Source organism: Clostridium sp., from assembly GCF_036643715.1.
GTDB lineage: Bacteria > Bacillota > Clostridia > Clostridiales > Clostridiaceae > Clostridium.
In genome coordinates, this window is the sequence record NZ_JAVXRL010000023.1 from 1 (window position 1) to 11,602 (window position 11,602).

The window sequence follows — 11,602 nt, forward strand, 5'->3', positions numbered from 1 at the left end:
GCTGAAGTTAAAGATAAAGATTTTTCTGCTATAAAAATGATTAATTCAATTAAAGAACTAACTAATGATACAGCATCTATTAATAAAGATTCTATATTAAACAGTTATAAATTTTTCTTAATGGAAAGAGGTTCTGATTTATTTACTATTTCAAGTAGTATTTTAAATGAAAAAGGTATTATTGAATTTTATAAATTTGTAGATAAATATTCAAATATTCACATTAATGAGTCCCTTTCATTAAAATCAATAAAAGAATTTTATTTAACTTTTGAAGATAAGCTATGTAAAAATGAAATATCTCATTATAATAAAATTTTCAAAAATAATGATATATTAAAATTTAAAGACTATACTTTGAAAATCGCTGAAAGAAAATCATTAGATACAATTTTATCAAACTATTTTTTATATAAGTATTAAAGGAGTAACAATCAACTTGTTACTCCTTTTATTTAACCTATTATTTCATTAACTAACTTATCTAAAATTCTATTTTTATTTCCCTTAGAATATCTGTAAATAGGTATCGTTACAAAGATACCACCTAAAGTTCCACAAATTATATCATACATAGTGTCACCTAATCCATTTTGAGCAGTTAATCCAAATAACTGATCTGTAGCAAATTCCCAAATTTCCCAGGCTCCTGCACAAGCTATTGCAAACATAATTGTAAATATAACCATTGCACATGGTTTAATAGCTGTATTCTTTTTGCTACCAAATAAATAAGTATACGTAGCAAATCCTATAAATCCAATTAAAAATCCTGATGCTAAGTGAAGTATTTTATCATATCCTTCAATTCCATAAAAGTTAAGTACATTTGCTAAGTACATTGAAAAGAATATAAATATTACTATAGCCACATATGTCATTTTTGATTTTCTTAAAAAACTTCTTTTAAAAAGCACATCAAGTACTAAAAGCGTACCAAGTATTAATATTATTCTCGGTATCTTCTCTCCACCCCTATATGCAATATCCCAAACTGTAGTAATTGCAATTAAAATTAAGAATGTATAAGTTACAATCTTATCATAAGTTAATTTCATAATTTTTCATTCCCCCTAAAATAATTATTTATTATAATTCCCTCGATATAATAGTGTAGCTAATAAAAACCCGCCAACAAATCCTCCAATATGACCTAAGTTATCAATATTTGATGATGTAATCCCAATATAAAGGTTTAATGCTATAACAGCTACAACATTTCCTATAACCCCTTTTTGAAGATGTTCTTTCTCTTTAAGTGCAAATAATAAGAATGCTCCAAGAACCCCAAAAATAGCTCCTGACGCTCCAACTGATATAGTATCTGGTGCTAGAAAATAACTAAGTGCACTTGATGTAATAGCTGATACAAAATAAATTGAAAGATATTTTTTTACTCCAAATATTTTTTCAACTACTGATCCTACAACAAATAGAGAGTACATATTAAATACTATATGCATCAATCCACCATGTAAGAAGCTACATGTTACTAGTCTCCATATCTCGCCTTCATTAATAAGATAGTTAACCTTTGCACCATACTTAACTAAAACTAACCCATTAATATCAATAATATTTTTTGATGCTATTGCAGTTAATAAAAATATAATAACATTTATTAAAATCAGCGTCATTGTCACTGGACTTTGTTTAAATAAATTTTTAGATCTTTCTCTTTCATTTTCTTTATCTATCACTTCTAAACAAGCTTTAAGTGGTTCTGTACTTCTATCGCAATAAAGTATTTCTTTAGTATTTATGTTATATATTAATTTATAATTTAAGTTGCCACTTCTAATATAATCTCCCTTAACTAATATAATACTATTTAGTATAAACTTTTTTCCAAGTGATGCTAAGTATTCAAAGCTTTCTTTTAAATTAATATCTTCATTTGTATCTTCACATATTATTACAGCGTATATACAATCGTCTAAATCCTTAATAGCAATCCACTTTTCACCATCATTAAATTTACTAAAATATTGACTTATGTAAAACCCTTGAGTCTTTGTTAGAAAATTAAAAACATTATTCTCAAAACCTCTCATGTTTATAAACCTTTCTCTTTCATTTATTACTTTTACTTAAAGTTTAACTATTAAAAATCTCCAAGCAATTAGACTTATATTATATACTAATTTAATTTACAAAATATATAATCTATCAAAAAAAAATTGTTTTATTTTTTATATTCGAAATAAAGTTACATAATTAATATATCATTAATTTTTGATATGATTTCAATCACATTACAAAAAAACTATAGTAGTACAATAATATTAAGAACTTAAGATACGAACTAAAGCTTTAAATTAAGGTTTAAATTTTTATTTCTTATCTTATATTTAATAAAATATTGGAGGATTTAATTATGAGCGAATTTACTGAAATTGAAATCGAAAAAATAATATCTGGTGAAGATAACATTAAGGACTTTAAGAAGTTCTTGAAGGAATTTGGTATAGAAGATATTTTTGAAGATGTAACTTTAACACATATAAAAGATAGATTAGAAGTTTTACTTGCAATTGCAAATGAAGATTTAGACCCTAAAATTTCATCTAAGAAAAAAGAACTTAAAAAACTTTTAGAAAACCTTAAAGGTGAAAAAGATAAGAGAGCTGCTATGCGTGCTTTAAGAGAAATATACTCAGCATATAGTAGTAGTGATTTAGATGAACGAGAATTAGATATAAAATTAAAACGTTCTTTAAAAGAAGTTAAAAAATATGAACACTTTAAGAAACATGAAGAAGCTATCGCTGAAAAATGGATTAGAGATTTAAATAAAAAAGGTAATAAAATAGAAACTTGCTAATAATAAAAAGTACTTAATCATATATGATTAAGTACTTTTTTGCATTTTATTATAAGTTTTCTTCTAACATATCCATTAATTCATTAAATCTATTAATAGTTGCTTCTAATGGTTTGGATGTTGTCATATCAACACCAGCTTTTTTAAGTATATTTATAGGATAATCACTTCCACCACTCTTTAAGAATGTAATATACTTTGAAACTGCATCCTTCTCATCATTTAATATTGAACTTGCAAAGGCTGATGCTGCTGCATATCCTGTTGCATATTGGTAGACATAAAAGTCTGAATAGAAATGTGGTATTCTTGCCCATTCTATATCAATCTCTTCATCAACTACGATATCCGGTCCAAAATATTTGACATTTAGTTCATGCCATTTATTTGAATACTCTAAAGCAGTAAGTGGTATTCCACTTTCAATGCTCTCATGAGTAAATAATTCAAATTCTGCAAACATAAGTTGTCTAAATACAGTTGTTCTTATTTGTTCTAATTCTTGATTTATAAGATATAACTTCTTCTTTTTATCCTTCTCATTATTAATCAAATGATGAATTAAAAGAGCTTCATTGGTTGTTGAGGCTACTTCTGCACAGAATAAAGTATATCCAGAATAAAAATAATTTTGAGTCTTTCTAGAATAATATGAGTGTATTGAGTGACCCATTTCATGTACTAATGTTGATACATCATTTAAATCATAATTATAATTTAAAAGAACATATGGCATTGTATCATAACATCCCCAAGAATAAGCCCCTCCTTTTTTACCTTTATTTTGGTACTTATCAATCCAACCACTACTTATTCCTTCTTTAAAGATGTCTAAATATTCATTACCTAAAGGCTTAAGACCTTCTAAAGCTATATTCACTCCATCTTCAAACTCTATATGTTCTTTTTCTATTTCAATTACAGGAACATATAAGTCGTACATATGCATTTTTTGAAGACCTAACATTTTCTTCTTTAATGATACATATCTATGAAGAGACTTTAAATTATCATCAACTGTATTTATGGCTTCTTTATATACTTTAACATCGATATCATTTGGCTTTAATGATGCTTCAAGTGCACTTTTATATTTTCTAACTTTAGCTGAAAAAATAAAATTTTTAATTGAAGCGCTTAAAGTTGTACCAAATGTATTTTTAAGATCCTTATATTCTGAAAATAAAGTTTTGAAAGCTTCCTTTCTTACTTCTCTATTTTTAGACTTTATAAATCTTGAATAATTACCTTCTGTAAGTTCAACTTCATTCCCAGTTTCATCTTTTATCTTTTTAAATTTCATGTCTGCATTAGATAGCATATTATGAATAGCATCTGGTGCATCTAAACAATCAGATACTTGTGATAATAGTTCTTCCATCTCTTTTGTAAGCACATGATCTTTCTCTTTTAAAATATCTTTAAATAAAAATTCATACTCTTTAAGATCTGGTACATCACTTATAGCCTTTAGTATATATTCTTCACCTAACGCTAATATTTCCGGTACAAAATAAGCTGAATAACTTGAGAAGTCTGCCATATAACTATCAATTTTACTCATTCTAGCTTGATTTTCATTATTTGCAGTATCTTCATCACTTTTTAAATGAGAATACACATAAAGCTTCTCTGCAAGTCTATTCATTTTCTCTGAATACTTTATGTATGCTAAAATATTTTTTGGTTCATTTAACTTACCTTCAAATTCCTTAAGCTTTGGTGATTCATTTTTTAAAAGTTCAAAATCTCTTTCAAAGTCTTCTTTTGAACTATATATCTTCTCAATATTCCACTTATCTTCTACTTTTATATCTTCTCTATTTTTTAAAGTAGTTTTTTCCATAAATTTCTCCTCCTTTTCAAACTTATAATAAACTTAATTCTTTATTATTCTATGCCTTTAAGGAAATTTTAATCTTCTTTATATTCTTCTTCTTTACCTTCTATGTTTTTAAATACAGTCTCCATTTCACTTTCAATAAGATCTACTATTGTAGTTACATTTTCTTGCATTCTATTATGATCATCATCATATTTAAATTTTATTATATATGTTGGGTTATATTCTTCTAATTCTTCTATTACTTCATAACCCTTTTCTTCAAATGCTTTTACATTGAATAAATCATATATTGCTGAATATTCCCATTCGCTTACATCTTTGTTTGTATCAAAGTATAAACTTACTGTATCTCCATCTACAAAAAACTTTCTTACATGTAAAGCTCCGTCATTAACACTAAAGCTTCCAAGCTCCTTTGTTATAAATCCTGTTTCTTTATCTTTTTCCATTAATACTAAACTTGAAAAATCCATAATTTATTCCTCTTTTCTCTCTAATAATATTGTTCATTTGTTCTTATTATAAACTATACCTACTATTTTATGAAATATTAATTATAATATTCTTTACTTTATGGTAAAATATGGTAATATTTTATTATAATAGTTTTAGGGGTGATATTAAAATGGATAATAAACGTGTTAAAAGAAGAGGTAGAATTACAAGGCTTGAAAGGTTTAAAATTAAACAAAGAAAACGTAGACGAATAGCTTTAGTTGTTTTTTGTGTTCTAATTACCGTTGGTGGCTTTTTAACTAAAGAAGTTATCGCTTATAAAAAATGTCAAGATATTTCATCTGCTGTTGAGTATTATATGACTTCTAACATAGATGAAGCTCTTTTAAGAGTACAAAATATGGAACTTAAGTTTTCTGATGGTGCTACAGCTGTTGTTGAAGCTTCTGGTCTTTCAAAAGAGAAGCCTCATGAATCAAAAAAAATTGAGTGCCACCTAAAAAAAAATAACAACTCCTGGAAATTAGAAAATCTATATACTTTGAATTAATTAATCTTGCAAATCATTTGCATAAAAGTGTATAATAAAGGGTAACTATTTTTAGGAGATGATTCTTTGATTAATATAACAAATCTTACATTTTCATATACTAACAAACCACCTTATTTAATTGATAATGTGAGTTTAGATATACCTAAAGGTGCTTATGTGTCTGTAGTTGGTGAAAATGGAAGTTGTAAAACTACCCTTGTAAAACTTATACTAGGACTTTTAAAACCTACATCTGGTACTATAGATGTAAAAGCTAATGGAATTGCATATGTACCACAAAAGATTGAAAGTTTTAATTCTCAATTCCCTATTTCAGTATATGAGATTTTAAAAACTCATGGTAAATCAATAGGGGTAAAAAATAAAAATGAAATTAATAAAGCTTTAGAAAAAGTAAATATGTTAAACTTTATAAATACATTAATAGGAAACTTATCTGGAGGACAACAACAAAGAGTCTTTATAGCAAGAGCTCTTATGGGAAATCCCGAACTTATTATACTAGATGAGCCATCTACTGGGGTTGATTCTAAAAGTCAGCTATCTGTATACTCATTGCTTCATAGGCTTAATGTTGAAAATGGTAAAACAATAATATCAGTAGAACATAATGTTTCATTGGCTTTAAACTATTCAACCCACATAATTGAAGTAATATCTGGTACTCCAACTCTTTATACAAAGAATGAGTATATAAAGCATACTTCATTAAGAGATAAGAAAATATTAAATTTATAATAGAAAGGTTTTTTACTTTATGTTTGAATTAGACTTTATGAGAAACGCCTTTATCGCTGGTGGAATTATATCGATTCTATGTCCCTTTATCGGCTTATTTTTAGTACTTAGAAGATACTCAATGATTGGAGACACACTCTCCCACTCTTCCTTTGCAGGAGTTGCTATTGGGTTAGTTATAGGAGTTAATCCTTTAATTACTGCATTTTTATTTACAACTGTTTGTGCTCTTGTTATAGAGTTTTTACGAGATTATTATAAGCGCTATGCAGAGCTTGTAATGTCAATTGTTCTGACTTTAAGTCTTGGTATTGCAATTATTTTAATAAGTAGTGGAAAAGCCTCTGCAAATGTTAACTCATTTTTATTTGGTAGTATCCTTACAGTAACTAAACAAGATATTATGCTTATATTAATAACAGGAATTGTATGTTTAATAGTATTAGCTCTTATATTTAATAAGCTTGTATATGTTACCTTTGATGAAGAAGGTGCTAAAACTACTGGTATTCGTGTTAAATTAATAAATTATATATTTACTATGTTAATAGGTGCAACAATATCAATGTCAATAAGAATTATGGGGATATTAGTTATATCTTCAATAATAGTAGTTCCAGTTGCAACTGCTATTCAGCTTAACAAGAATTTTAACAAAACTCTTGTTTTCTCAATATTATTTGGATTTATTGATATTATGTTCGGACTTGTAGCATCTTACTATATGGATAGTGCCCCTGGTGGAACTATCGCAATTATGTCTGTAATAACTTTACTTACAGTAATTATTTTTAAAAAATTCTTCAAATAAAAAAACATCTCAAATTTATTTTTGAGATGTTTTTTTACACTTATCACATACACCCTTCATTTGTAAGTTATGTTCTGTAAGCGTGAATCCTGTTTGCCTACTTATTATTTCTTCTATTTGAATCATTGGACAAGCGAGTTCGACCTCTTTATGACATATGTCGCATTCTAATAAATGCTTATGATTTACTTTATGAGGTCTATATATAGCTACACCATCTTCTAATATAAATTTATCTACTATATTTTTTTCTAAGAAAGCTTCTAAAGTTCTGTATACAGTGCTTAAATTAATATTTATGTTTTCTTCTCTACAAATATCGAATATTTTATCTGCACTTATACTTTCTTTACTTTCTTTTAATATTGTTAGAATTTCTAATCTAGCCTTAGTTATTTTTATTCCCTTATCCTTTAATATATTTAGAACGTCCATATTAATTATCCCACCCTATAAATTTAAAGAATTATTATACTATAATTTTATCACTTATACTAAAAGTTTTAAATACATTTAGAAGAAAATCATTTTTATTGCCATAATTATTAATATAGTTCCTCCAAAATAATTAGCATATCTTTCTATAAATTCTATACGTCTAATATATTTGCATAGCACAATAGCTGTATAGCATATCACAAATGTTATTAATCCAACTAGTACAGAATATAAAAAAAGTACAAGTAATGAAACTGTATTCATTAATGTAAAACCAATTACTAGTGCATCAATACTAACTGATATACCTAAAAATATACTCATACCCTTTTTTAGAAGTATTGATTCTTCTTCTTTTTTAATTGCATCAAATATCATTATCCCTCCAACTCCAAAGACAACAATTCCTCCTACAAATGTTGGTATATCTATAACCGTATTTAGCATACTCCCTACAAAACCACCTATAAATATAAATAAAAATTGAAAAAATCCAAATGAAAAAATGTATGCATACTTATCTTTATTTTTAACTCCTCTCTGTACTCCAATACTTAAAGTAACTCCCAAAGCATCCATAGCTAATGCTATCCCTAATATTATTACCGATATAACACTCATTATTTTCTCCCTATATTAATTATTTTTCATATGTTTTATTATTAGTATGTTTACTTAAAATTTATTCTAGTTTTTAATTTTTTTATGAAAATACTTTATTTTATATCATTTTTATTGTATAGTATTAAACAGAGTATGTTATAACTTTAAATAGTATATCACATATAATAAATTTTCTTATATAAAGGAGCGTATTTATGTCAAATTGTATTATTGCCCAATCAGGAGGACCAACTTCAGTCATTAATTCTAGTGTTGTTGGTTTAGTTAAAGCGAACGAAGAATTAAAACTATATGATAAGGTTTATGGAGGTTTAAACGGAGTTGAAGGAATCCTAAACGGAAAGATCATAGAATTGTCTTCAAAAACTTCTGAGGAGTTAAATACATTTACATATACCCCATCTTCAGGACTTGGTTCTTGTAGATATAAATTAAAACCACTTGAACAATCAACAGAAGAATATGACAAGCTTTTAAGTATATTAAAAGAATTAGATATAGACACATTTTTCTACGTTGGTGGAAATGACTCAATGGATACAACAGCTAAGCTTTCAAGATATTCAAAAGAAAATGGATTAAATATTAAATTCATAGGTATTCCTAAAACAATTGATAATGATTTAATGCACACAGACCATACACCTGGATTCGGTAGTGCTGCAAAGTTCATTTCAACTGCTGTTTTAGAAACTTACCTTGATTCATCTGTTTATAGTAATAATGGAATATTCATAATTGAAACAATGGGAAGAGATACAGGATGGCTTGCAGCATCAGCATGTACTGCTAAAATTGATGGTAAGCAAGTAGCTGACTTTATATATGTTCCTGAAATAGAATTTGATAAGGAACAATTTTTAATGGATGTAAGAGCAAAATTTAAAGAACAAAATCAAGTTTACATAGTTGCTTCAGAAGGTCTTAAAAATGCTAATGGAGATTTTCTAACTGAACTTAACTGTGTTTCTGGTGATTCATTTGGACATGCCCAGTTAGGTGGTGTTGGTGAATATTTAAGAGGACTTATATTATCAGCTGGTATTACTACAAGAGTTAAAGCATTAGAACTTGGAGTATTACAAAGATGTGCTATGCACTGTGCTTCAAAAATAGATATAGAAGAAGCATTCCTCGCTGGATATGAGGCGCTTAAGTATGCACAAAAAGATATGAACGGTTATATGGTTGCTATAAAAAGAGATTCAAATGCACCATATAAAACATCATTCTTCCCAATTGAAGCAGCAGAAATAGCAAATAAGGTAAAATACCTTCCAACTGAATGGATAAATGAAAAAGGAAATAACTTAACTGAGGAAGCACTTGAATATTTCCTACCACTATTTGAAGGAACTCCGACTTTATGCTTTGAAGAAACTCTTCCAAAGTACAAAGTTTTCAATAAATAAATATGACCAAAAAAGAAAGCACAGCAAGTTTCGCTGTGCTTTTATTCATACAAATAAATAATTGGTCTTAATATATATCCACATACTAAAATCCAAATAATACTTAATAAAACTTTTGGACTAATCTTTAAAGGAAATATCACCATTAATGTAGTTACTAATACTAATAGTGAAATAAATAATAATTTAGACATTTTAGTAACTTTAAGCTCCTTTGTACAATAAGGACAATTAATTTTATCTAAATTTTCTTTCTTTAATAAATATTTTAAACTTATTTCTCTATTACAATAAATACACCTTTTCACATTTAACTTCCTTTTAAATTGTTAAGCCTTCACACCATACTTTTTACTTATATCCTCAATTTCATTTAAAAGACAATATACTTCCTCTCTAGTATTATAAGGTGCAATACTTACTCTAACCATCCCATACATTTTAGCTCCATTAACTTTTAAATATCGTTCTGTATCATATTCACTTAAATTCATAAGCCTTCTACAATATGGATGGGCACAAAACCATCCGTGCCTTACTGCTATTCCTCTGTTATCAGCTAGAAGTTTTGCTACATCCTTATGGTATATACCATTTATATTAAATACATCTATACCTAGCCTATCTTTTCTATTTTTTGTGTCTCCATAACAAACAACGTTAGGTATACTAATTAATCCATTATTTAAAATATCAAATAGCATTTCTTCTCTTGCAAACAAATTGTCAAATCCTATTTTATCAAGTTCCTTAAGGGCTTCTACCATTGAAACTACGCCAAAAAAATTAGGTGTTCCAGCTTCATTTTTCTCTGGTGTATCTAAATATACTATTTCGGAATCCTTAACTAATTCAACGGTTCCACCTCCTTGTTTATCAGGAGCTACTTTATTAAATTCATCTTTTTTACAAATTATCGCTCCACTTCCAAAAGGAGCATAAAATTTATGACCTGAAAATACTAGAAAATCTATTTTCTCATCACCAGTTCCAATTTCGAATTTCCTGTGCGGCACAAGTTGTGCTCCATCCACTATTATCTTTCCACCATATTTATGAACTAGTTTACTTATTTTATGAATATCATTCATATATCCAGTTACATTAGATGCTCCTGTCACTGATAAAAACTTTATTCTTCCATTATACATATTTAGCTTTTCTTCTAATGAATTATAATCGAGTCTTCCATTTCCATCTATATCAACATAATCAACTACAGCATTTTTTCTCCATGGGAGATCATTTGAATGATGTTCCATCCTTGTTGATAATACAATTTCATTATTACAAAGAAGGGTATCCGCTATTTTATTTATTCCATCAGTTGTATTATTTACGAATATAGCAGTATATTCATTCTTATCTTTTACTCCAAAATAATCAAGTAAATATTCTCTACAGCTATTATACATATTTGTTGTGAAAGTTGCCTTCTGGCCAGCTCCCCTTCCAATTGATGCATAGTATTCACTTAAAAATTCTATATATTCTACTACACTTTTTAATGGAGGTGTTGTTGCTGCATTATCAAAGTTTATACCACGAACTTTTTTTCCATTTTTTAAAGTTATTTTACTTTCTATACCTAAGAGTTTACCTCTTAAAACATTCTTCTTTATCTCCATTTATATCCCTCCACTATATAATACTCATACCCTTTATTAATGTTCTCTGTTTATTGTTCTACCCTAATCTCTTTATGAATATTTATAGAAGTAACAAGACTATTTATGCTTCATATATTTAATATATAGTATTCTTTGGAGGTAAAAAATGAAACCAGATAAAAAATATATGCCTTATACAAATGATGACCTTATTTTTGACACATTTGAAATAGAAACTCCATTCTCAAAACTTAATTATGGTCTAACTCCTATTATAAATATTGAAAATG

14 protein-coding genes are annotated in these 11,602 nt (G+C 27.3%); 6 read left to right on the plus strand and 8 right to left on the minus strand.

Annotation, left to right across the window (positions count from 1 at the left end; genetic code table 11):
- On the plus strand, positions 1–423 hold a 423-nt coding region (locus RSF37_RS08240), incomplete at its 5' end, for a hypothetical protein (protein ID WP_332563928.1).
- 32 nt (positions 424–455) lie between these two features.
- Here the strand turns inward: RSF37_RS08240 and RSF37_RS08245 are convergent.
- Both RSF37_RS08245 and RSF37_RS08250 read right to left on the minus strand, forming a co-directional pair.
- Complete coding sequence (locus tag RSF37_RS08245; RefSeq protein ID WP_332563929.1) at positions 456–1,058, minus strand: hypothetical protein; 603 nt, start codon at positions 1,056–1,058, stop codon at positions 456–458.
- A gap of 24 nt (positions 1,059–1,082) precedes the next feature.
- Positions 1,083–2,054 carry a rhomboid family intramembrane serine protease gene (locus RSF37_RS08250; protein WP_332563930.1) on the minus strand — a complete coding sequence of 324 codons (972 nt, stop codon included), beginning with the start codon at positions 2,052–2,054 and terminating at the stop codon, positions 1,083–1,085.
- Between the two features lie 323 nt (positions 2,055–2,377).
- Between RSF37_RS08250 and RSF37_RS08255 the strand changes: the two genes are divergently transcribed.
- Positions 2,378–2,824: a hypothetical protein gene (locus tag RSF37_RS08255; RefSeq protein ID WP_332563931.1), complete on the plus strand. Its 447-nt coding sequence runs from the start codon at positions 2,378–2,380 to the stop codon at positions 2,822–2,824.
- A 49-nt stretch (positions 2,825–2,873) separates the two neighbouring features.
- On the opposite strand, the gene pepF is transcribed toward RSF37_RS08255, so the two are convergent.
- The gene (gene pepF / locus RSF37_RS08260; RefSeq protein ID WP_332563932.1) at positions 2,874–4,670 is read right to left on the minus strand and encodes an oligoendopeptidase F; all 1,797 of its coding nucleotides are present in this window, start codon (positions 4,668–4,670) and stop codon (positions 2,874–2,876) included.
- A gap of 68 nt (positions 4,671–4,738) precedes the next feature.
- Entirely contained in the window at positions 4,739–5,143 is a 405-nt protein-coding gene (locus RSF37_RS08265) for a DUF6762 family protein (protein WP_332563933.1), read from the minus strand.
- Positions 5,144–5,295: 152 nt separating this feature from the next.
- Between RSF37_RS08265 and RSF37_RS08270 the strand changes: the two genes are divergently transcribed.
- The 3 genes from RSF37_RS08270 (at position 5,296) to RSF37_RS08280 (ending at position 7,228) form a co-directional block, all read left to right on the plus strand.
- Positions 5,296–5,676, plus strand: a complete 381-nt coding sequence (locus RSF37_RS08270) for a hypothetical protein (protein ID WP_332563934.1) — start codon at positions 5,296–5,298, stop codon at positions 5,674–5,676.
- A gap of 66 nt (positions 5,677–5,742) precedes the next feature.
- On the plus strand, positions 5,743–6,417 hold the full coding sequence (locus RSF37_RS08275; protein WP_332563935.1) for a metal ABC transporter ATP-binding protein: 675 nt from the start codon (positions 5,743–5,745) through the stop codon (positions 6,415–6,417).
- Positions 6,418–6,436: 19 nt separating this feature from the next.
- Positions 6,437–7,228 (plus strand): metal ABC transporter permease, encoded by a 792-nt coding sequence (locus tag RSF37_RS08280; protein WP_332563936.1) that lies wholly within the window; start codon positions 6,437–6,439, stop codon positions 7,226–7,228.
- Positions 7,229–7,243: 15 nt separating this feature from the next.
- Here the strand turns inward: RSF37_RS08280 and RSF37_RS08285 are convergent, their stop codons facing one another.
- Both RSF37_RS08285 and RSF37_RS08290 read right to left on the minus strand, forming a co-directional pair.
- On the minus strand, positions 7,244–7,663 hold the full coding sequence (locus RSF37_RS08285; protein ID WP_332563937.1) for a Fur family transcriptional regulator: 420 nt from the start codon (positions 7,661–7,663) through the stop codon (positions 7,244–7,246).
- A 78-nt stretch (positions 7,664–7,741) separates the two neighbouring features.
- On the minus strand, positions 7,742–8,287 hold the full coding sequence (locus RSF37_RS08290) for a manganese efflux pump MntP (RefSeq protein ID WP_332563938.1): 546 nt from the start codon (positions 8,285–8,287) through the stop codon (positions 7,742–7,744).
- A gap of 197 nt (positions 8,288–8,484) precedes the next feature.
- Here RSF37_RS08290 and RSF37_RS08295 point away from each other — a divergent pair, with 197 nt between their 5' ends.
- Positions 8,485–9,702 carry a 6-phosphofructokinase gene (locus tag RSF37_RS08295; RefSeq protein ID WP_332563939.1) on the plus strand — a complete coding sequence of 406 codons (1,218 nt, stop codon included), beginning with the start codon at positions 8,485–8,487 and terminating at the stop codon, positions 9,700–9,702.
- Between the two features lie 41 nt (positions 9,703–9,743).
- On the opposite strand, the gene RSF37_RS08300 is transcribed toward RSF37_RS08295, so the two are convergent.
- Positions 9,744–10,010, minus strand: a complete 267-nt coding sequence (locus tag RSF37_RS08300) for a hypothetical protein (RefSeq protein ID WP_332563940.1) — start codon at positions 10,008–10,010, stop codon at positions 9,744–9,746.
- A 21-nt stretch (positions 10,011–10,031) separates the two neighbouring features.
- Positions 10,032–11,330: an aminotransferase class V-fold PLP-dependent enzyme gene (locus RSF37_RS08305; RefSeq protein WP_332563941.1), complete on the minus strand. Its 1,299-nt coding sequence runs from the start codon at positions 11,328–11,330 to the stop codon at positions 10,032–10,034.
- Between the last annotated feature and the right edge of the window lie 272 nt (positions 11,331–11,602).